This is a genomic window from Streptomyces albiflavescens (assembly GCF_014645835.1).
GTDB lineage: Bacteria > Actinomycetota > Actinomycetes > Streptomycetales > Streptomycetaceae > Streptomyces > Streptomyces albiflavescens.
Genome location: NZ_BMMM01000002.1, coordinates 845,784 through 866,045, shown reverse-complemented (window position 1 = coordinate 866,045; position 20,262 = coordinate 845,784). Strand labels below are relative to the sequence as shown.

General features: G+C 72.1%; 18 protein-coding genes and 2 pseudogenes. 16 read left to right on the top strand and 4 right to left on the bottom strand.

Features of this window, described 5'->3' with window-relative positions; all coding sequences use genetic code 11:
- Nucleotides 1-70: 70 nt before the first annotated feature.
- Genes IEY95_RS08710 through IEY95_RS08670 form a run of 9 tightly spaced genes read left to right on the top strand, consistent with a single transcriptional unit; the run spans nt 71 to nt 11,297 of the window.
- Nucleotides 71-1,222: a glycosyltransferase family 4 protein gene (locus IEY95_RS08710; RefSeq protein WP_189185277.1), complete on the top strand. Its 1,152-nt coding sequence runs from the start codon at nt 71-73 to the stop codon at nt 1,220-1,222.
- Complete coding sequence (locus IEY95_RS08705) at nt 1,219-1,977, top strand: class I SAM-dependent methyltransferase (protein WP_189185276.1); 759 nt, start codon at nt 1,219-1,221, stop codon at nt 1,975-1,977. The genes IEY95_RS08710 and IEY95_RS08705 overlap by 4 nt, the downstream gene beginning before the upstream one ends.
- Entirely contained in the window at nt 1,974-6,518 is a 4,545-nt protein-coding gene (locus IEY95_RS08700) for an alpha-(1->3)-arabinofuranosyltransferase (RefSeq protein ID WP_189185448.1), read from the top strand. Before IEY95_RS08705 ends, IEY95_RS08700 begins: the two co-directional genes overlap by 4 nt.
- Nucleotides 6,515-8,008, top strand: coding sequence for a condensation protein (locus tag IEY95_RS08695; RefSeq protein ID WP_189185275.1), 1,494 nt, complete (start codon nt 6,515-6,517; stop codon nt 8,006-8,008). The genes IEY95_RS08700 and IEY95_RS08695 overlap by 4 nt, the downstream gene beginning before the upstream one ends.
- A complete protein-coding gene (locus IEY95_RS08690) occupies nt 8,005-8,739 on the top strand; it encodes a class I SAM-dependent methyltransferase (protein ID WP_189185274.1) in 735 nt (244 codons plus the stop codon). Before IEY95_RS08695 ends, IEY95_RS08690 begins: the two co-directional genes overlap by 4 nt.
- Before the next feature lie 15 nt (nt 8,740-8,754).
- Entirely contained in the window at nt 8,755-9,660 is a 906-nt protein-coding gene (locus tag IEY95_RS08685) for a hypothetical protein (protein ID WP_189185447.1), read from the top strand.
- Nucleotides 9,657-9,884: a Trm112 family protein gene (locus IEY95_RS08680; RefSeq protein WP_189185273.1), complete on the top strand. Its 228-nt coding sequence runs from the start codon at nt 9,657-9,659 to the stop codon at nt 9,882-9,884. The genes IEY95_RS08685 and IEY95_RS08680 overlap by 4 nt, the downstream gene beginning before the upstream one ends.
- Complete coding sequence (locus IEY95_RS08675) at nt 9,881-10,786, top strand: FkbM family methyltransferase (RefSeq protein ID WP_189185272.1); 906 nt, start codon at nt 9,881-9,883, stop codon at nt 10,784-10,786. The genes IEY95_RS08680 and IEY95_RS08675 overlap by 4 nt, the downstream gene beginning before the upstream one ends.
- Entirely contained in the window at nt 10,692-11,297 is a 606-nt protein-coding gene (locus tag IEY95_RS08670) for a hypothetical protein (RefSeq protein WP_189185271.1), read from the top strand. The genes IEY95_RS08675 and IEY95_RS08670 overlap by 95 nt, the downstream gene beginning before the upstream one ends.
- Here the strand turns inward: IEY95_RS08670 and IEY95_RS08665 are convergent.
- Together IEY95_RS08665 and IEY95_RS08660 are read right to left on the bottom strand one after the other, a co-directional pair.
- Nucleotides 11,278-12,153, bottom strand: a complete 876-nt coding sequence (locus IEY95_RS08665; protein ID WP_189185270.1) for an ATP-grasp domain-containing protein — start codon at nt 12,151-12,153, stop codon at nt 11,278-11,280. The two genes, IEY95_RS08670 and IEY95_RS08665, sit on opposite strands and share 20 nt — an antisense overlap.
- Nucleotides 12,154-12,361: 208 nt before the next feature.
- On the bottom strand, nt 12,362-13,090 hold the full coding sequence (locus IEY95_RS08660) for an SDR family oxidoreductase (protein WP_189185269.1): 729 nt from the start codon (nt 13,088-13,090) through the stop codon (nt 12,362-12,364).
- An 86-nt stretch (nt 13,091-13,176) separates the two neighbouring features.
- On the opposite strand from IEY95_RS08660, the pseudogene IEY95_RS08655 reads away from it, so the two are divergent.
- The 6 genes and pseudogenes from IEY95_RS08655 to IEY95_RS08630 all read left to right on the top strand — a co-directional run.
- Nucleotides 13,177-13,575 (top strand): annotated as a pseudogene (locus IEY95_RS08655) (Rrf2 family transcriptional regulator); the annotation flags it as partial.
- A 236-nt stretch (nt 13,576-13,811) separates the two neighbouring features.
- On the top strand, nt 13,812-14,420 hold the full coding sequence (locus IEY95_RS08650) for a helix-turn-helix domain-containing protein (protein ID WP_189185268.1): 609 nt from the start codon (nt 13,812-13,814) through the stop codon (nt 14,418-14,420).
- Complete coding sequence (locus IEY95_RS08645; RefSeq protein ID WP_229702708.1) at nt 14,417-15,019, top strand: toxin-antitoxin system, toxin component family protein; 603 nt, start codon at nt 14,417-14,419, stop codon at nt 15,017-15,019. Before IEY95_RS08650 ends, IEY95_RS08645 begins: the two co-directional genes overlap by 4 nt.
- Nucleotides 15,020-15,025: 6 nt before the next feature.
- Nucleotides 15,026-16,243 carry an MAB_1171c family putative transporter gene (locus tag IEY95_RS08640; protein WP_189185267.1) on the top strand — a complete coding sequence of 406 codons (1,218 nt, stop codon included), beginning with the start codon at nt 15,026-15,028 and terminating at the stop codon, nt 16,241-16,243.
- Nucleotides 16,240-16,515, top strand: coding sequence for a hypothetical protein (locus tag IEY95_RS08635; RefSeq protein ID WP_189185266.1), 276 nt, complete (start codon nt 16,240-16,242; stop codon nt 16,513-16,515). The genes IEY95_RS08640 and IEY95_RS08635 overlap by 4 nt, the downstream gene beginning before the upstream one ends.
- Nucleotides 16,494-16,689: pseudogene (locus IEY95_RS08630) on the top strand (RNA polymerase sigma factor); the annotation flags it as partial. The gene IEY95_RS08635 and the pseudogene IEY95_RS08630, both read left to right, overlap by 22 nt.
- Before the next feature lie 130 nt (nt 16,690-16,819).
- Here IEY95_RS08630 and IEY95_RS08625 read toward each other — a convergent pair.
- Entirely contained in the window at nt 16,820-17,878 is a 1,059-nt protein-coding gene (locus IEY95_RS08625; protein WP_189185265.1) for a MerR family transcriptional regulator, read from the bottom strand.
- A gap of 68 nt (nt 17,879-17,946) precedes the next feature.
- Nucleotides 17,947-19,368 (bottom strand): MocR-like pyridoxine biosynthesis transcription factor PdxR, encoded by a 1,422-nt coding sequence (pdxR, locus tag IEY95_RS08620; RefSeq protein ID WP_189185264.1) that lies wholly within the window; start codon nt 19,366-19,368, stop codon nt 17,947-17,949.
- Between the two features lie 121 nt (nt 19,369-19,489).
- On the opposite strand from pdxR, the gene IEY95_RS08615 reads away from it, so the two are divergent.
- Entirely contained in the window at nt 19,490-20,239 is a 750-nt protein-coding gene (locus tag IEY95_RS08615) for a metallophosphoesterase (protein ID WP_189185263.1), read from the top strand.
- The last annotated feature ends 23 nt before the right edge of the window (nt 20,240-20,262 follow it).

The window sequence follows — 20,262 nt, the reverse complement described above, 5'->3', positions numbered from 1 at the left end:
GATGCAGAGATCCGCACCACGCCCCACCCCCCACGCTGAGTTCCGCACCCTGAGACGAGTTGGAGCACCCATGCCCCAGCACGTGCCTTCCCCGCTGCGCGCCGCGCTCCCCCGCCCCGCGCAGCACCTCCCGGCGCTCCCCCCACAGCCGCGCCGTATCGTTTTTCTCGCCCGCCGTGATCTCGGCAACCCGGCGGCGGGCGGCTCCGAACTGCTCGTCGACCGTCTGGCCGAAGGACTGACCGAGCTCGGCCACCAGGTCACCCTGCTGTGCGGCGGCCCCGCGGCCTACCGCGACTACCGGGTCGTCTCGGCGGGCGGCGACCTGGGCCACTTTCTACGCGCCCGCCCCGCGTTGCACCGCCAGGTCGGTGACTGCGACCTCCTTGTCGAGGTGTGCAACGGCCTGCCGTACCTGGCACCGCTGTGGCACCACGGCCCCACCCTCTGTCTGGTCAACCACGTCCACACGGACCTGTGGAAGATGCGGTTCGGCGGACCGCTGGCACCCGCCGCCCGGCTCGGCCGAAGACTCGAGCACTGGGCGCTGGCCGGCGCGCAGCGCCGCAATCTGCTGGTCGCCGTCTCTCCGTCGACGGCACACGCCCTGCGCGCGATCGGAGTCGAGCGGGACCGTATCCGGGTCGTGCACAACGGGGTCGAGGAGCCGGGCCCTCGGGCCTCGCGTTCGCCGGAGCCGCTGTTCGTGGCGATGGGGCGGCTCGTCGAGTACAAACGGATCGATCTGCTGCTGAGGCTGTGGGAACGGGTCCGCCCGGTCACCGGTGGCCGGCTGGTGATCGTGGGAGACGGCCCCGAGCGCGAGCGGCTGGAGCAACTCGCGGGCCCCGGCGTCGAGTTCGCCGGCCATGTCTCCGAAGCCGAGAAACACCGTCTGCTGTGCGCCGCCTGGCTGCTGCTGCACCCGTCCGCCGTCGAGGGCTGGGGCCTGGTCGTCACCGAGGCGGCCGCGCGCGAGACCCCGGCGATCGCCTTCGACGTGCCCGGACTGCGCGACTCCGTCGTGGACGGCGAGACGGGTCTGCTGGCTCGCGGCGAGTCCTCCTTCGCGGCCGCCTGGTGCACGCTCGCCCTGTCCACCCACCGCCGCACCCTCATGGGCAAGGCCGCCCGGGACCGGGCGGCCCGGTACCGCTGGAACCACACGGTCCGCCAGTTCAGAGCGGTGGCCGCGGAGGCGGTGAGGGGCTGGACGCCGTGAGGGCCGCCGGTGAGGGTGCGGGTACCGGCCTCAAGGATCCCTCCATACGTCGCTCCCTCGCCCTCTTCCGTGCCTTCCTGCACGAGCAGGACGACCCCGAGACCTGCTACTCGCTGCTCGCCCGGGACGCCGCCGACCAGGTCGAGGCGTACAGCGGCGCCGTCGAGGGCCGTACCGTCGTGGACGTCGGCGGCGGCAGCGGCTACTTCACCCAGGAGTTCCGGCGCCGCGGGGCCAACGCGTACCTCTTCGAGCCGGACGTACGGGAGTTGGGACCGAAGCCACCCGACTCGGCGGTCGTCGCGGACGGGTATCTGCTGCCGCTGGCGAGCGGGGTGGCCGATGTCTGCTTCTCCTCCAACGTCCTGGAGCACGTGGCCGATCCGCAGACATTCCTGAGCGAAATGGTGCGCGTGACCCGCCCGGACGGGCTGATCTACGTGTCGTTCACCAACTGGCTGTCCCCATGGGGCGGTCACGAGTGGGCGCCCTGGCACTACTTCGGCGCCGAGCGGGCACGGGCCCGCTACCGGCGCCGTACCGGCAAGACAGCCAAGCACACCCTCGGCGAGAACCTCTTCGCCGTACACATCGGCACCACCCTGCGGCAGGTGCGCGCCCGCGACGACGTGACGGTCGTCGCGGCGCGCTCCCGCTACTGGCCGTTCCTCGCCTCCGCCGTCACCAAGACTCCGGTGCTGCGCGAGTTCGCCACCTGGAACCTCCTCCTCATCCTCCGGCGGTGTCCACCATGACGAGCACGGTCCAGGCTCCTCCTCCAGCAGCCGTCCGCCCCGCCGCGACCACCTCAGGCCCCCCGGAGGGGCCGCGCTCGCGGCGGTGGCTGCTCGGTTTCTGGGCCGTGGTCTTCGTACTGTTCCTGGCCGTGCACCCCGGGCGGACGACGTTCGACACCAAGCTCGGTGTCGCGCTCGACCCCTGGCAGTTCCTCTCCGACCTGGGCCAGTTGTGGCACGACCGGGGCGGCTTCGGCGGCATTCAGGACCAGTACGTCGGTTACGTCTGGCCGATGCTGCCGTTCTACGGCCTGTGCAAGCTGATCCACCTGCCGGTGTGGCTGGCGGAGCGGCTGTGGCTGTCGATCGTCGTCTCCGTCGCCTTCTGGGGCGCGCTGCGACTGGCCGAGCGGCTGCGGATCGGGAGCGGTTCCTCACGACTGCTCGCCGCCGTCGCCTACGCGCTGTGGCCGGTCTTCACCGTCGTCGTCGGCTCCACCTCGGCCGCGGCGCTGCCCGGCGCCTTCCTCCCGTGGGTCCTGCTGCCGCTCACCGACGAGCGCTACAGCGCCCGCGTCGCCGCCCTGCGCTCGGCGCTGATCGTCCCCTTCATGGGCGGCGTGAACGCGGCCGCGACCCTGGCGTCCCTGCTCCCGGTCGGGCTGTATCTGCTCTCCCGCCCGCGCGGCCCCCGGCAGCGCAAGTTGATCGCCTGGTGGGTGCCGGGCGTGATCCTGGCGACGGCCTGGTGGTGGATCGCGCTGCTGATGCTCGGCATCTACGGCGAGAACTTCCTTCCCTATGTGGAGACTTCCGCGACCACGACGGCCACGATGTCGGCCACCGAGTCACTGCGCGGCGCCGGCAACTGGGTCGCGTATCTGCACTTCGGCGAGGCCTGGCTGCCGGCCGGCTGGACCGTCGCGTCCTCGGTGATCGTGATCGTCTGCTCGGCGCTCGCGGCCGGGCTCGGTCTCGCGGGCCTGGCGAGACGGGACATGCCCGAGCGCCGCTGGCTCGTGCTGACCGTGCTGTCGGTCGCACTCATCACCCTTGCCGGGTACGGCGGTTCGTTCGGCGCGCCCTTCCACGGCGTGGTCCAGGACTGGCTGAACGGCGGGCTCGTCCCCTTCCGCAACATCTACAAGTTCCAGACGGGGCTCGCGCTCGCCCTCGTCCTCGGCCTCGCCCATCTGGTCGGCGTCGCCTCCGAGACGCGCGGCGCCCGGCCCGTGCGCGGCCGCCGTTTCGCGCCCCTCGTGGCGGCTGTGCTGATCCTGCCGGGGCTCGCCTGGCCGTATCTCAACGGGTCGATCCTGCAGCCGGGTTCCTTTCAGGAGCTCCCCAAGTACTGGCAGACCACGGCCGACTGGCTGAAGAAGTACTCCCCCGACTCCCGCGCCCTCGTCGTCCCCGCCACCGCGCACGGCATCTACACCTGGGGCTCCCCCATCGACCAGCCCCTCGACGTGCTCGCCGACTCCCGCTGGGCGGAACGGGATTACGTCCCGTTCGGCACCGCGGGCAACCGGCGCGCCATGGACGCGGTCGAGCAGGCGCTGATGACGGGCGGCGATGTCCCGGGCCTGGCCGACTACTTGAGCCGTGCCGGCCTCTACTATGTCGTCGTCCGCAATGACCTGGACCCGGATCAACTCGGCTACGTCCCGACGGCGACCGTGAAGCGGACCCTGGAGCAGTCCGGGTACCAGCGGGTCACCGGCCTCGGGCCGGTCATGACCGGCGGGCGGATCGCGAACGACACCCCCCTGCAGGTCGAGGGCCTGTATCCGCGCCAGCGCGCCGTCGAGATCTACGAGCCGACCGACACGGACGTGCCCAGGCCCGGACAGGCCGGGCTGAAGCCGATCGCGGACACGGCCGTCGTATCGGGCGGCCCCGAGTCGCTCCTCCCGCTGGCCGCCGACCCGTCGATGCGGGGCCGCGCCACCGTGCTGACCGGCGACAACCATCCGGGCCTCGGCACCCCCGAGGTGCAGGTGGTGGGCGACGGCCTGCGCCGCGCCGACACCCGCTTCGGCCTGGTCAACTCCAACACCTCGTACACGTACACGCGCGACCAGCGCAACGACAGCGACAGCGTCCAGGACCCCGGCAAGAAACCGCACCAGATCCTGCCGACGAAGGGCATCCGGCACCAGACGGTGGCGGAGCTGCGCGGCGCCCGCTCGGTGACGGCGTCGTCGACCGGCAACTGGCTGTTCTACCTGCCGCAGTACGACCCCGTGAACGCCTTCGACGGCAACCCCGACACCGCGTGGGCCGAGGGCGCGGCGGGCTCGGCGAACGGGCAGTGGCTGCGGATCCGCTTCGAGGGGTCCGTGGACGTGCCGTCGTCGTTCAAGGTGACTCCGCTGCCCCAGGACGGGGTGCGGTCGGCGGCGACGCGGGTACGAGTGGAGACGGAGAAGGGCTCCGTCACCAGTTACCTCCAGCCCAACGGCATGGCCCAGGCGATCAAGGCCCGCCCCGGGTCCACGAGTTGGCTGAGGATCACGATCGTCGGCTCCACCGAGCAGCATGCCGGTCTCACCGGTGCGGGCTTCTCCGAGATCGACCTTCCGGACGTCCAGGTGACCCGCCTGCTGCGGCTTCCGACGGACGCCTCCGACTCGGACGCGTCCGCGGCGTCGGCCGAGATCGTCTCCCTCCACCGCACCACCGACCCCACCGGGCTCTCCCCGACGGGCACCGAGGCGGGCCTGCACCGCAGCTTCTCGACCTCGACGGCGGGCACGTACGCGATGAAGGCGAGCGCCGTCCCGGTCCCGGGCGAGGACCTCGACAAGCTGCTGTACGAGGTCGCGCCCGAGCAGCAGAGCCGGATCGTCGCGACGGCGGACTCGACGGCGAAGCTGGGCGCCGGCCTGTCCGCGCGCAACCTCACGGACGGCGACCTGACAACGGCATGGATCGCGGGCGACAACCCGACGATCCACCTGAGCTGGCCCGACAAACAACCGGTCTCGTCCCTCGTGCTGGCCCCGGCGGGCGGCCTGTCGACCCGCCCGACGAAGGTGAACATCAGCTCCCCGGACGGGGCGGCGATCGTCGGAGTCGACGAGAACGGCTGGGCCCGCTTCGACCCGATCACCACCGACCACCTCGACATCACCATCACCGAGACCGCGCCCCTGACCGTCCACAACCCGGTCGCCGACGACGATCTGCAGCTCCCGGTCGGACTGACGGAGGCCTACATCCCGGGCCTCGACCAGTACCGCACCCCGCAGCCGTCCGGCACCCGGCAGTTCTCGCTCCCCTGCGGCAAGGGTCCGGTCGTCGCGGTCGACGGGAAGCTGTACGAGACGAGCGCGACGGGGACGGTACGGGATCTGGTGGAGCGCCGGGCCATTGAGGTGACGCTCTGTCAGGAGGGCCGCACGGACACGGCCCTGGAGCTCACCGACGGCTCGCACCGCGTGGAGGCGGGCGACGCCGGTCCGCTGGCCCTGACGGACGTGACGCTGACGCGCGGGACCGTCGCGGACGCGGCCACCGCCGGGCGCGATCTGAAGATACGTGACTGGCTGGGCGATCGTCGCGAGGTGACGGTCGGCTCGGGCGCGGCCTCGTACCTGACGACGTACGAGAACTACAACGACGGCTGGAAGGCCACGCTGGGCGGCAAGGAACTCACACCGGTACGGCTCGACGGCTGGCAGCAGGGCTGGCGGATCCCGTCCGGCGCGGGCGGCACGGTCAAGCTGTCGTACGAGCCGTCGACGACGTACGAGGCCGGGCTGATCGGCGGCGGGGTCGCCGTGGCCGCTCTCGCGGGTCTCGTCCTGTGGCGCCGCCGCTCACCCAACCCCGACGAGCCGCAGCCGGTGCCGCCACTGCCCGGGCTGTGGCCGGGTCTGGTCGCGCTCACCCTGGTCGGCATCGTGATCGCGGGCTTCTTCGCCCTGCTGGTCCCGGCACTGGCCCTGCTCGCCCGTCGGCGGCACGCCCTGCTCGTACCGATCGCGTTCCTCGCGCTCGCCGGGGCGGGGATCGCCGCCGCGACGGGGGCGGGGTCGCCGGTGTCGGCGGACGGGGGTGCGTTCGGGCCCGCGGCCCAACTGCTCGCGCTGATCGGCCTGTTCGCCGGTCTGGTGAGCGTACGGGAGCCGGGCGCCTCCGGGGCGGCGAACGCACGGTGGGAGGCGCCACCGGGTTCGTCGGAGGCACCTACGGCACCGCTGCCGCAACGGGTGCGGGGGGAGAGCGGGGGGCCGGGGGCCCTGCCCGGTGCACTGCCCGGGGGCTTCGAGGAGAAGCCCGGCGCGGGGGCCGGCCCGGCCGGGGAGAAGCCCGGCGCGTCCGAAACCGGGGCCGGGTCCGAGTCCAGGACTGGAAGCGGGGCCGGGACAGAGTCCGGAACCGGGAGCGCGGCCGGGGTCGCCGCCGGCCCGACCGTCTCCGCACGCGGCCCCGGATCGCCCGAGCCCGAGCCCCCGACCGCGCGCCTCACGTTCCGCAAGCCGAGGTTCAGGGCTACACCGCCCGAGGAGCCCGGCGTCCAGGAGGACACGGGGAGGGGCGAGAGCACATGACAGCGGTGGAGCACCCGGCACGGGACGGCACCGACGGTCCGAGCCGGCCCCCCGTCCGCATCCCGTTCCCGGTGGTGGACGAGGTCGCCCGGCACTGCCTCCAGGAGGCGGAACCCGAGACGGTCCACATCGAGGTCCACTTGCCGGGCCGCCTCGACCCGGACCGGCTGAGGACGGCGTTCGCCGAAGCGCTCCGCCGCCACCCCCGCATCCTGATGCGCGAGGCCCCGGGCCCTTGGTACCGCCGCCGCTACGAGTGGGAGCTGACGCCGGGACCGGACGTGGAGGTGGTGTCGTTCACCTCCGCCGACTCCGACGCACTCCGGGACGCCCGGACCAGGGCCCTGCTGGAGGCACCGCCTCTGTCCCTGTCCCCACCCATACGCCTGGAGGTGGTCCAGGGGGCGGGCCGAGCGGTGGGCAGCGAGGCGACGGACGCGGTGGGCAACACCACGGCGAGCGCACACGCCGACCTCGCTACGGGCCCTCGTGCGGCTGGGGCACCACCCGTACCGAAGAGAGCGGCACCTCGTGGCGCCGAGCCGCGCACCCCTCGCCCAGCCGGCCCCACGTCCGGGCACCCGGAGGCCAAGGGCACAGTCCTCTTCCTCACCATCAACCACACGGCCCTGGACGGCCCGGCCTGCCTGCGGATCCTGGCCACCGCGGCCGAACTCTACGGAGGCAAGGACAACACCCCGGCCGCGCCTCCGGTGCGCACCCTCGACGCGACGGACACTCCCGGGGTGGACGCCCCCTCGACCTGGACCCCACCCGCCCGGGTGGCCCCCGGCACCCCCGAACCCTCCCCCGGCAACGGCTTGCTCGTCGCCGAACTGAACGTCCCGCGCCGCCCCAAGGGCTCCCCCTACACGGTCAACGACCAGCTCATGGCCACCACGGCCCTGATGCTCGCCCACTGGAACAGGGAACACGGCGCCCGCCCCCGCCCCCTGCGCATCACGATGCCGGTCGACGACCGCCCCCGCGGCGCGGACATGCCGATCGGCAACGGAACGCGGCTCGTGGAAGTCACCTTCGCCCCCGAGGAGGTGGACGCGCACAGGATGAGCGAGCTGCTGCTCCGCACGGCGAACCGCACCCGCGCGCTGAAGTCCCTCGACCGCCCCCAACTCGGGCACGGGGCCGCCCTGTTGACCGCACCCGTGGTTCCCGTGGCATGGCGAGCGGCCGTCACAAGAGGCCTGCGCAGAGCGGCCGGCCCCTGGACCTCGACCACCCTGCTGAGCAACATCGGCCGCATCCCGTACCCCCTGGACTTCGGCGAGGCAGCGGGCCGAGCCCACGCGGTCTGGTTCTCGGCCCCCGCCCGCATGCCCCGCGGCCTGACCGTCACGACCGCGTCCACCGCGGGCCGCCTGCACCTCGCCCTGCGCTGGTCCCGCACCCTGCTCAGCCACGGCGACGGCGCCCACCTCCGCGACCTCTTCGAGCACTATCTGCACGCGACGGAGGGGGACACCCCATGACCACAACAGCGCCCGCGCGGCGCGGACTTCGCGACTTCTACGAGGACCCCGCCGTCCCCGTCGCGTCCGGCACCCCGCGCAGCCTGCGCCAGGCCCGCATGCTGGCCGCCGCGCTCGGCCCGGCCACGGCGGGCGCGAAGACCGTCCTGGACATCGGCTGCGGCGACGGCACCGCGGCCGCGACCGCCGCCCCCCTCCTGGCCGGCCACCGTCTGATCGGCGTCGACTGGTCGCAGGACGCCCTCAGACGCGCCCACGCCCACATGCCGTACGCGATCCGCGGCGAACTCACCGACGGCGGGCTGCCGTTCAGGACGGCATCGGCCGATGCCGTGCTCTTCAGCGAGGTCGTCGAACACCTCGTGGACCCGGACGGCGCGCTCGACGAGATCCGCCGAGTCCTGTGCCCCGGCGGCCACTTGATGCTCTCCACCCCGAACCTGGCCGCCTGGTACAACCGCGCCCTGCTGCTCGCCGGCGTCCAGCCCGTCTTCTCGGAGGTGAGCCTGCGCGCCATCCACGGCCGCCCGGGAAGCGAGGTCGTGGGCCATCTGCGGCTCTACACGGCCCGCGCGCTGCGGGAGTTCGTGACCGCGTCGGGTTTCGAGGTCGTACGCCTGGCGGGTGCGCCCTTCCACGGCGTACCGCGCCCCCTGCGGCCGCTGGACCGGCTGGCCTGTGCGGTCCCGTCGGCCGCCTCCATCCTGCTCCTGCACGCCCGGAGGACCTAGCCCATGTGGTGGGGAGTGGCCGCGGCCCTGCTGGCGAACGTCCTGTACAGCACCGGATTCGTCCTGGAGAAACGCGCGTTGGCGGCCCTGCCCGAGGTGGACATCCGCCGCCCCGCAAGGCTGCTGCGGCTGGTCCTCGGCAGCCCCCTGTGGATCGGCGGCTCGCTGGCCCTCGCCTCGGGCTTCGGCGCCCAGCTCGCCGTCTACCGCACCCTTCCGATCGCCGCGGCCCAGGGCATCTTCGTCTCCGGGCTCGTCCTGCTCGTGCTGCTCTCCTCCCGGCTGCTCGGCGAGGAGACGACCGGTCGCGAGCGGTACGCGCTCGGCGCGATCCTCGCCGCCCTGCTGATGGTCGTGCTGTCCCTGCGCGAGGGCACGGACACGGTGAGCCGCAGCGCCCCGGTACCGCTGATCCTCACCGTCTGCCTGCCGTCTCTCTCGCTGGGCGTGTGGCTGTACGGAGCCGCCGAGCGCCGCTCCAAGCACCGGCACCGCATGCCGACCACGGGTGTCGAATACGGCGTGGCGGTGGGCCTGTTGTACGGCGTGAGTTCGCTCGCCATCAAGGGCGTGTCGAGCTACTTGACGACAAGCGACCTGGGCGGAGCGGTGGTCGGCCTCCTCCGCTCCCCGTACCCCTATCTCCTCCTCTTCACCGGCGCGTTCGGCCTGGTCATGTCGCAGGCGGCGCTTCAGCGCTGCCGGGCCTCGCTGATCGTGCCCGTCTGTACGACGGTGACCTGCCTGTTCACGGCGGTGCTCGGCACGCTCGCGTTCGGCGAGGCGCTGCCGCACGAACCGGTGCGGCTCGCCCTGCGCCTCGCGGGCACCGCGCTCGCGGTGTCGGTCCTGCTCGCCATGCCCAAGCACGATCAAGCACCCCAACGCCCCATCGGTGCCAAGGAGTTGACTCCCCCATGAATCCCGACGACCCGCTGCTGAAGATCCTGGCCTGCCCGCTCGACAAGGGCCCGCTGCATCTGCTTGTCCCGGACGAGGCCCTCACCTCCGAGGAGGCCCTCTACAACCCACGCCTGCACCGCCGCTATCCGATCGTCGACGGCATCCCCCAGCTGCTGCCGTCCTCCGGGGAGCAGGTCACGGAGGACGAGCACGAGGAGCTCCTCAAGCGGATGGCCCCATGACGGACCCCAGGACCGGGCACGGGCACAAGACCCTGGCCGCCCGCCTCGCCCCCTTGCTCCCCATCCGTCTGGTCGCCGCCACCGCCCGGCTCGTCTACCCGCGCTTCGAACCCGAGCTGGCCCGGATCGCCGACTTCTGCCCGCCCGGCTGCGGCACGGCGGTGGACGTGGGCGGCTGGTACGGCCCCTGGACCCGCCGCCTCGCCGCCCGAGCCCGCCGCGTGGTGACCGTGGAACCAGTCCCCCACCTGGCCAGACTCCTCTCCGCCGCCACCCCCGGGAACGTCCGCGTCATCAGCGCGGCCGCCTCCGACCACCGGGGCACGGCCCACCTGTGGCTACCGCCCGACGACGCGGGCGACCGAGGTGTGTCCTCCCTGGTCCGCAGGGACATCCACGCCCGTGCGCTGAAGGTCCCCTGTCTGACCCTCGACAGCCTGGACCTGCGTGACGTCGGCTTCATCAAGATCGACGTGGACGGCAACGAGCCGGCGGTGCTGCGCGGCGCGCGAGCGCTGCTCACCCGCGACCGCCCGGCCCTCTTCATCGAACTGGAGTCCCGTATCCAGCCGATCACGCCGGTTGTCGAGCACCTCGCCGAGCAGGGCTACGACGGCTGGGTGCTCCCCGGCACCACCTGGCTGCCCCTGACCTCCTTCCCCCTGGAGGCCCACCAGGCGCAGACGTCGTACGTCGCCTCCCAGGGCCTGCTGCGTCGGGTGCTGCCGCCGCACGGCCCCCGTTACGTCAACTCGGTCCTGTTCCTGCCCGACGGGCGCCGCCCGGGCGAGGCCGCCGTACGCGACCATGGACCGCATGCCGGCCAAACGCCCCACCGCCCCGTTCACCCCTCTCGACTTCCAGCTGGTCCTGCTGCGCCGCATGGCCGACCACAACCCTGACCTCGTCGAGGACGCCCGCCACGAGCTGGGCGTCTCCATCGCCGACATGCGCGAGGCCAACCGCCGCTGGCAGGCCATGCTGCACGCCGCGCGTTCCCGCGGGGCCCTCTCCCGCTACCACTCAATCCTCGGCACCCCGGAGTCGGTGACCCCCCGCCGGATCGGCGACCTGGCCTGCGAGGCGCTCCTGTGGCCCGTGCCTCTCTGGCCCGACCTCCGCTTCGAGGTCCTCGTCGCGCCCAACGGGGTGGCCTGGAACGAGTGGCTGGTGCGGGCCCCCGGCGCCCCCGGTGCGGTCCTGGAAACCCTGGACGACCTCACTCCCTGGTCCTGCACGGTCGACGAGGCCGCCCGCGCCTTCGCCCCCGCCCGCCCCTTGGAGGGCACGGCCCCGACGCGCTGGGGTCTGGCCTTCACGGCGCCTGACGCGTCGGGCGTACGACGGGAATGCGCGGCGGAGTTCACCTGGGGGTTGCTGCAACGGGTGGCCGTCAAAGAGCAGCGGCTTTGAGGATCGCCTCCACGACGACGGGCAGCGACCGAGGGTGCAGCCAGAGGAAGAGATTCGGCTCGACCAGCTCGAGCTCCATCACCCGCGGCTCGCCGTCGTCGCCGTCGACGAGGTCGACGCGGGCGTAGAGCACGGCATCGGATCCGTCCGGCACGGCGGCCAACGCCCGCTCGGCGACGGCCAGTTCGGCAGGGGTCGGCTCCCAGGCCGCCAGCCGCGGATGGGGGACCTTGTCCCCGTCGAACGGCGTCCCCGGCTCCAGCACGGCACCCTTGCGACTGGCGTGCAGCAGCCGCCCGCCGAAGAACTGCAACGCCCGCTCACCACGGACGTCGATGTTCTTCACGTATGGCTGCACCATCGCGGTCAGCCCCTCGGCGTGCATCCGCGCGAGCTGCCGTATCGCCGTCTCCCGCTCCCTGGGCGTGTACCGGGCGGCGTACCGTGCCCCCGCACCGGCGGTGGGCTTCACGACGAACTCCTGGTCCTCGGGCAGCTCGACGGGGTCCCCCGGCGCGAGATAACGGGTCGGCACGACCGGGACCCCCGCTGCCGCCAGATCCCCGACATAGCGCTTGTCGGTGTTCCACCGCACGACCCCCGCCGGATTCGCGAGCCGCGTGAGCCCCGCGCACCGCTCGGCCCACGCCACGAACTCCGCCACCCGCCAGCTGTAGTCCCAGGTCGACCGGATCACGGCGAGGTCGAATCCCGCCCAGTCGACTTCGGGGTCGTCCCAGTAGGCGACGGCGGCTTCGGCTCCGGCGTCCTCCAGGGCCGCCCGCAGCACGGGCAGATCCCGATCCGCGCCGGGCTCCTCGCCCGGGTTGTAGCTGACGAGCGCGACACGGGCCACGGCGGTCTCCCTGCTCGGAGCACATCTCGGGACGATCCCGCCGCAGGGTAACAACCCCCCGCGCGACCGCGGCAAGCCATGTGAGCACCGTGATCACCGGCGAATCCGCGTTCGTACCGCCCCTGACCGCCGGGCAGGATTCCTGCCGACACGCGCCGCGGTCAGGGGCCTACTTGCGAAGTCGTGCGCCGGGGAGTGCGCGAACGGTTCAGGAGAGCCAGTCGGTGTAGCGGGTGGGGGCGAGGTGGGCGTCCTTGTCGGTGAGGACGTCGCCCTTGACGACGGCGAACATGCCGGCGGTGGGGTCGGTGACGACGGTGCGGTGATCACCCTTGTGGGACAGGGTGATCCGGCCCAGTTCGTCCAGGGCGAAGACGTCGGGGCCGCCGATGTTGCGGATGCCGTTCAGCGGGGTGCCCGCGGCCACTTCGGTCACCGCGGCGGCGACGTCCTTGGCGGCGATGGGCTGGATCGGCGTGGCGGGCAGCCGGACGGTGTCGCCGTCGGCGGTCCAGGACATGACCGCGTCGATGAACTCCATGAACTGCGTGGCGCGGACGATCGAGTAGGGGATCGGTCCGGCCGCGAGGATGTTCTCCTGGAGCGCCTTGGCCCGGTAGTAGTCCAGCTCCGGCACCTGGTCCGTGCCGACGATCGAGAGGATGACGAAGTGGCCGACGCCGCCCTTGCGGGCCGCGGCCAGGAGGTTGTCCATCGAGGTCTGGAAGAAGGCCGGGGAGGCTTCGTCGAAGGTCGGGGAGTTCGTCAGGTTGACGACGACATCGGCTCCCGCCACCGCCTCGTCCAGTCCCTGGCCACTGATGACGTCGACGCCGGTGGACTGCGAGTGCGGTACCGCCTCGTGTCCGGCGGCGTTCAGATTCTTGACGACCTGCGACCCGATCAGCCCGGTACCGCCGATGACCGCGAACTTCATGACACACCTTTCGTCCGGAGATATATGTCCGCAATATCACATATAACCCCCATGCGGGCGCTGCATGCATCTAACTCGGACACGTTCTGGCAGAGCTGCACGACGTCTCGGCGAGCTATCTGGCCAAGCAGCTGCAAGCGCTCTCGCGCGCCGGACTCGTGCGTTCGGTGCAGGGCAAGGCGGGCGGCTACGTGCTCACCCGGGAACCCGGCTCAATCACGGTGCTCGACGTGGTCGAAGCGGTCGACGGTCCCGGCCAGGCCTTCACCTGCACGGAGATCCGCCAGCGGGGACCACTGGCCACCCCGGCCGAATCGTGCGCCACACCCTGCGCGATCGCCCGCGCGATGACCCGGGCGGACGCGGCCTGGCGAGCGGCGCTTCGGGCCGTCTCGATCGCCGATCTGGTCGAGGACGTCGGCTCGGACTCCGGCCCCCGCGCGCTGGCCGGCATCAGCGCGTGGCTGACCGCACCGAACGCCTGAGGACCCCGCGGCGCGGGACGGACACCGGCCCGCGGACAACCGGGGTCACGGCTCGTTCCGAACACGGGTCCCCGGCAGCCACGGCGCATGCGTGGGACGTCCTCGCCGACGGCAGCGTCGGCCACGATCGTTCTTGAACCGGGAACGATCGTTCGGAAACCGTGGCGCGGGCCGACCCGGCCACGTAGTCTCGGCCACCGCGACAACTTTATGAGTCAACTGCCGGGAGCCCCTTGGTGAGTGAGTCCCCGCCGCCTCTTCCCGAGACACTCGCACGCCTCGACGCACAGATCGCCGAGCAGCGTCTGGACCGAGGCGAAGTCCTCGACACCTGTGCCCTGTCGGGGCGGATCGCCGTCCCCGAAGTGGAGATCCGGGCCCTGCTCGACGGCGAGGCGGCGCGCGAGGACAAGGTGGACGACCGGGTCCGGGGGCGGGTGCGCACGCTGTACGAGGCGTATCTCGCCGAGAGCGGGAGGAGGCCCGCCGATGTGTGCCGGGAGGTCGCCGCCCGGCTCGGGATCAGCGAGAAATGGGCGCGGTCCCTGCTCAACGGCGACAAGATGCCGAACGTACCGGACCTCACCCGGCTCGCGGAGTTCTTCCACATCGACCAGGGCACCAAGTTCTTCACCGACCCGGCCGCCGTCGCCCTGAACGGAGCCCTTCAGCGCACCCTTCAGGAACTCGAGGGCGGCGCGGAGGACGGCCCGCTGCTCAAGTTCACGATCAAGCACGGGGTCGTGACGCTCGCGCTGCGGGGCAAGCGGCTCACGCCGCGCAAGCAGGAGGCGCTCGTGCTGATGCTCGAAGGCCTGCTGGGCGGCGAGGAGGCGGAACGATGAAGCTGTTCGGCAGGATGCGCACGCTGGCGGCGGCGCTGCGGTCACCCAGGGCGGACTCCGAGATGCGGGCCCTCGCGGTGGAGCTCAGCCGGGTACTGCGGAAGAGGATCGACACCCCGGTCGACGTACGGGAGTTGGCGGACGCCCTGTGCGAGGAGATGAGCAGGCGGCGTGACGGCCGTCCCGTCCAACTGCGCTTCGAGCGCTTTCCCGACGAGATCGAGGTCACCGGGCTGTGGATGGAGTTCCACGACTTCGACCTCGTCATCATCGAGGAGCGCGCCGAGACCGTGCAGCAACTCGTCATCCTGGGCCATGAGTTGTGGCACATGAAGGAAGGGCACCGCGACCATCACATGGACAGCGCGGCCGCCGCCGCACGCGCCCTCTCCGAGAGCCCCGACTGGCAGGAGATCGCCCTCACCGTCGCCGCCCGCAACGGATCCCACGAAGCCGACGAGGCCGAGGCCGAGGACTTCGGCCTGCACCTCGCCAGCATCTTCCGCTCCTGGGTGACCGGTCCCCGTACCCAAGGCCCCGTCGACCCGGTGGGCCGGGCGATCCAGGCGTCCCTCGGCTATCGCGGACCCAAGGACTGACCGCCGATGAATCCCTCCCGCTTCTTCGACGGCCTGTACATCTCCTTCTGGATACCGGCGGCCGTCCTGACCGCCGCCCTGGCGATCAAACTGCCCAGCATCATCAAGCTCTGGAAGGACCCGCTGCTCAGAGCGGTCGGCGGCCTGCTCCTCCTCGCCTGCGGCGTCTTCGTCTTCGCGGCACCGCCCACCATCGTCTGGACCAACCGTGTCACCGGCGTACCGAACTTCTCGGCACCGCTGGTCTACAGCCTCATCACGGCGTTCTGCGGATCCTGTCTGCTGCTCATCACCGCCTGGCGCAACGGCATCTCCGACCGCTCACGGACGACCCGCCGCGCCACGGCATGGGTGGTGAGCGTCTACTCGGGCGTGATCGTCGCGCTGTGGGTGCTGTTCGCACTCGCCGACGCCCCCGTCGAGCGGGTGCGGGACCTCGACACGTACTACGCCAACACCGCCTTCATGCGCGAAGAGATCGTGCTCTACCTGCTCGCGCATACCGTGGCCTGCCTCATCACCTACCGGCTGATCCGGAACTGGATCCGCACCGACGGCCTCGACGTGTGGCTGCGCAGCGGCCTGAAGTTCCTCGGCGTCGGCTACGCGATGAACCTGGTCTACGACGCTTCGAAGACCGCGGCGGTCGTCGCCCGGTGGACCGGCCACGACCTGGACTGGCTGAGCACGGCCCTGTCACCGCCCGTCGCCTGTCTCGCCGCCATCCTGATCGCGGTGGGGTTCGTCCTTCCGCACGCCGGCCAGTACCTGCAGCGCCGTGCCCGCACCCGGCTCGGCCACTGGCGCCTGCGGTCCCTCTACCTGCTGACGCGCACCGTCACCGGCGGCCGCGTCCCGTTCAAGCTGCGGGCCACCCCCGAACTGCGCCTGACGCGCCGCGAGACGTTCATCCGGGACGCGCTGCTCCACCTCGCCCGGTACATCGACGAGGACCTGGAACGGCGGGCCTACGACGCCGCCCTCAGCCTGGGGCGCGAGCCCGCGCGGGCGAGGCCGCTCGCCCATGTCGTGGCGATCCAGGACGCCATCGAGACCAAACGACGTTCCCGGGAGGACGACGCGGACGCCCCTCTCGCCAGCACGGACATCGAAGACCTGCTGGAGGGGATCGAGGCCGTGTCCCGGGCCCTTCGTCACACCGACGACATCAAGGCGGTCCGCGAGCGCGCGGCCGCCGCAGCAGAGAGCGTCGCCGCCCCATGACTGTCGGCCCCACGAGCGATCGTCCCCCGGGCGATCGCCCCGATTCCCGCGAGCGCTCTTCCGGCGCACGGCCCCTGAGATCCGTCGTCGTCCTCGGCGGCAGCCTCGCCGGACTGCTCGCGGCCCGCGCCCTGGCCGAGTTCGCGGACGTCGTCACCGTCGTCGAGCGCGACGTCCTGCCCGACGGGCCCGAGCGCCGCAAGAACCGAACCCGGCTGCGGCGACGGCGTCGCCGCAGGTCGACGGCCGGATTCACCGGGTTCACTCGGTAACGGGCCCGGCGTGTCGACGACCCGCACACCGCGGCCGACCTGACGGCCGAGATCTTCCTCGCCGTCCTCGACTCGGCCCACTCCTACCGACCGGGCCTCGGCAGTGAGACGGCCTGGCTGTACGGCATCGCGCGCAACGTCGTGTCGTCGGAGCGCCGCCGAGCCGCCCGGGAGGCTGGTCTTCGACAACCTCACGGCCAACGCCCGGCCGCACAGGGTCAACGCCTATGCGTCCAAGGGCGAGGTCAAGCCCTGCGTTCCGGTGAGGCTCACCATGCCGGACGGCTGGGCCCCGTTCTTCGGATCACACCTGGGACACCACGTCCGCAACCACACAACTCACGTTGTCCGGTCCCCCGGACTCGTTCGCCGCACCGATCAAGGCCCGAACGGCCGTCTCCGGCAAGGCACTCGACGTGAGAATCCGCGCGATCCCCTCATCCGGCACAACACCGGACAGGCCGTCCGAGCAGAGCAGGTGACGGTCGCCCGGCCGGGCGTCGTGCAGCCGCAGATCGGGTACGGGGGCGGCCGAGCCGATCCCCAACGCCTTCAGGAGCAGGGAGCGTTGAGGGTGGGCGGTCGCCTCCTCGGGCGTCAGGCTGCCCTCGTCGATCATCGACTGCACCACGGTGTGGTCGTGGGTGATCCGGAACAGCTCCCCGTCGCGCAGCAGATACGCGCGCGAGTCCCCGATGTGGACCAGCGCGAGCTGGGAGCCGGTCCACACCATCGCGGTGAGGGTGGTACCGGCGTCCTCCCCGGGGGCGAGGTCCTGGACGGCCTGCGTGGCGCCCCGGACGGCGTCCTCGAGGAGATTGAGCACACTTCCGGCCGGGAGCGGCTCGTCGTCCAGGAACTTGAGGGCCTCCACCGCCGCCGTACTGGCGGGTGCCCCGTTCGGCCCGAAGCCGTCGGCCACGGCGAGGACGCGGGTGCCCGCGTAGGCGGTGTCCTGATTGGCGCTGCGGACCAGACCGGTGTCGGAGAGAGCGGAGTAACGGAGCTCCAGCATGCTGGTGTCCTTCCTGGGGGACGGCGAGAGATGGTCCACGAGGAACGCCGCCAGATCCCGGCGGGCGACCGTCTCGGCCTCGACCTGGGCCCAGTACGCGCGGATCTCCCGCGCGGCCGGCTCAGGCGCCATCGCGCACACCCGCCGGATCCGGGCGAGCGGCATCCCGAGCCGCCGCAGCCACGCCACCAGACGCGCCTGCTCAAGCTGCCCCACCGCGTAATACCGGTACCCGGTCTCGGGGTCGACCCGGGCGGGCCGCAGCAGCTCCAGCTCGTCGTACAGCCGCAGCGCCTTCGGCGACAGCCGGCACGCCTTCGCGAAGGCCCCGATCGTCAGCATGTCCATGCGCCCACCCCGTGGTCCGGTCGTTCCTCGTTCCGCCACCGATGCTGGGGCTTGCCCCATGGTGAAGGTCAACCCGATGGCTTCCCGCACGTGACGGACTCCTCCAGAACCGCGAACAGAGCGTCGAGGGCCGCCGGGTATGCGCGTTCGGAAGGGGCGGCGAAGCCGATGAGGAGCCCCTCGGGGCGGTCGCCGTCGAGGCTGTGGTGAAGTTCGGTGAGACCGCGCAGGGCCACGCCCCGGTCGGCGCATGCGCTCAGGAATCCGGCCTCGACGGGCCCTTCGGGCGGCAGGGTGACCAGGGTGTGCAGGCCGGCCGGGACGCCGTGGGCGGTGAGGCCCGGGACCGCGGACAGCCGGGCTATCAACAGCTCCCGGCGTCTGCGGTAGCGCAGGCGGGCCGCGCGCACATGGCGGTCGTACGCGTGCGTGGCGATGAACTCGGCCAGCACCAGCTGGCCGAGCGTCTCGGTGTACAGGTCGTCCGTTTCCTTGGCCCGGACGACCGGGGCCACCAGGTCGGGCGGCAGGACGGCCCAGGCCAGCCGGAGGGCGGGCCCCAGCGTCTTGGACGCCGTACCGCAGTACGCGACGTGGTCGGGCGCCAGGCTCTGCAGCGCGCCGACCGGACGGCGGTCGTAGCGGAACTCGCCGTCGTAGTCGTCCTCGACGATCAGCCCGCCGGTGGAGCGCGCCCACGCGCACACGGCCTGCCGACGGCCAGGGTGCAGCGGCACACCCGTCGGATAGTGATGCGAGGGGGTCAGGAAGACCGCGTCGGTGCGGGCGGTCAGGAACTCGGCATCCGCGCCGTGCGCGTCCACCGGCAGTGGGTACGTGGTGAGGCCCGCGCGGCGGACGGTGTCCCGATAGAAGTCGTGGCCGGGGTCCTCCAGCGCGGCGACCTCACGGCCCCCCGCCGTCAGGACCCGGCACAGCAGCTGGACCGTCTGGTAGTAGCCGGAGGTGATCACGATCCGGTCGGGGGTGGTCAGGACACCGCGGGTGCGGCCCAGATGGTCGGCGAGCGCGGCGCGCAGTTCGATACGGCCCTGGGGGTCGCCGGGGCCGAACACCTCGGGTCGGGCCCGGTCGAGGACACGGCGCGTGGCGGCGAGCCAGGCGCGGGTGGGGAAGGCGCTGACGTCGGGCCGTCCGGGGCGCAGGTCGTGCGCCGGGGGACGCGTACCGGTGTCGGGCGCCGTCTCCGGCGGAAGCTGCGGCGGCACGTCGGCGACCCTGGTCGCGGCTCCCGGCCGGGTGAGCAAGTACCCCTGCTCGGCGAGCTGGTCGTAGGCCGCGGTGACCGTTCCGCGCGACAGACCCATCTCCTGGGCGAGCCCCCGCGTCGAGGGCAACGGCGTCCCCGCCGTCAGCCGCCCGGCGCGGATCGCCTCGCGCAGCGCCGTCTCCAGGCGGGCACGGCGACCGCCCTCCGTGTCGAGGTCGAGGTGCAGGTCGAGCCGCGAACTGGACCAGTTTTCCGGCATGGGACTGGATCTTATTCATGGTCCGGACGACACATAGCTTCGTGGCAGGGACAAAAGACCAAGGGATGAAGGACCGACGGACAAGCGGGCGGCCGATGTCGGCCCGCGAAAGGAATCCCCCGTGATCGTGATCGCCCACATCAGCGACCTCCACATCGACAGCGACCGACGCAGCGTGGAGCGCGCCCGCGCCGTCATGGCGTACCTGGAAGGCCTCCCCCACGACCTGGACGCCGTCCTCGTCACGGGCGACATCGCCGACCACGGTCTGCCGTCCGAGTACGAGGAGACGCGCGGTCTCCTCGCCTCCCGGCATCCGGTCCTGGTCTGCCCCGGCAACCACGACGAACGCGCCGCGTTCCGCGAGCACTTGCTGGGCCGTCCTGCCGCGCCGGGCCCGGTCAACCAGGTGCATCACGCGCCGGGCTTCACCCTGGCCCTGTGCGACTCCTCGGTACCGGGCAAGGACCACGGCCACCTGGAGGACGAGACCCTGACCTGGCTGAACACCGTCCTGACCCGGGCCACGACCCCGGTTCTGGTCGCCTTCCACCACCCTCCGGCCACCCTCGGCATGCCGTACCTCGACGGCATCCGCCTCCGGGACGAGCGGCCCCTCGCCGACCTGGCCGCCCGCCACCCCCACCTCACCGCCTTTCTCACCGGTCACGCCCACACCCCCGCGGTCACCACCTTCGCGGGCCGCCCCCTCCTGGTGGCGCCCGGCGTCGTCTCGACCAGCCGCCTCCCGTGGGAACACCGCGCCCACCCGGACGACCACGTCCACCTGGACCTGCCGCCCGCGCTCGCGTTCCACGTCCTGGACGGGGACGGGCGACTCACCACCCACTACAGAAGCGTCATCGTGTAGGAACGGTCGGGAAAGGTTGTGAC

Excerpts from the sequence above, each read along its gene's own strand:
- IEY95_RS08675 (WP_189185272.1), top strand. The coding sequence starts at position 9,881 with ATGACGGACCCCAGGACCGGGCACGGGCACAAGACCCTGGCCGCCCGC.
- IEY95_RS08625 (WP_189185265.1), bottom strand. The coding sequence starts at position 17,878 with ATGGACATGCTGACGATCGGGGCCTTCGCGAAGGCGTGCCGGCTGTCG.
- IEY95_RS08635 (WP_189185266.1), top strand. The coding sequence starts at position 16,240 with ATGACTGTCGGCCCCACGAGCGATCGTCCCCCGGGCGATCGCCCCGAT.
- IEY95_RS08670 (WP_189185271.1), top strand. The coding sequence starts at position 10,692 with ATGGACCGCATGCCGGCCAAACGCCCCACCGCCCCGTTCACCCCTCTC.
- IEY95_RS08680 (WP_189185273.1), top strand. The coding sequence starts at position 9,657 with ATGAATCCCGACGACCCGCTGCTGAAGATCCTGGCCTGCCCGCTCGAC.
- IEY95_RS08640 (WP_189185267.1), top strand. The coding sequence starts at position 15,026 with ATGAATCCCTCCCGCTTCTTCGACGGCCTGTACATCTCCTTCTGGATA.
- IEY95_RS08645 (WP_229702708.1), top strand. The coding sequence starts at position 14,417 with ATGAAGCTGTTCGGCAGGATGCGCACGCTGGCGGCGGCGCTGCGGTCA.
- IEY95_RS08690 (WP_189185274.1), top strand. The coding sequence starts at position 8,005 with ATGACCACAACAGCGCCCGCGCGGCGCGGACTTCGCGACTTCTACGAG.
- IEY95_RS08695 (WP_189185275.1), top strand. The coding sequence starts at position 6,515 with ATGACAGCGGTGGAGCACCCGGCACGGGACGGCACCGACGGTCCGAGC.
- IEY95_RS08710 (WP_189185277.1), top strand. The coding sequence starts at position 71 with ATGCCCCAGCACGTGCCTTCCCCGCTGCGCGCCGCGCTCCCCCGCCCC.
- IEY95_RS08700 (WP_189185448.1), top strand. The coding sequence starts at position 1,974 with ATGACGAGCACGGTCCAGGCTCCTCCTCCAGCAGCCGTCCGCCCCGCC.
- pdxR (WP_189185264.1), bottom strand. The coding sequence starts at position 19,368 with ATGCCGGAAAACTGGTCCAGTTCGCGGCTCGACCTGCACCTCGACCTC.
- IEY95_RS08660 (WP_189185269.1), bottom strand. The coding sequence starts at position 13,090 with ATGAAGTTCGCGGTCATCGGCGGTACCGGGCTGATCGGGTCGCAGGTC.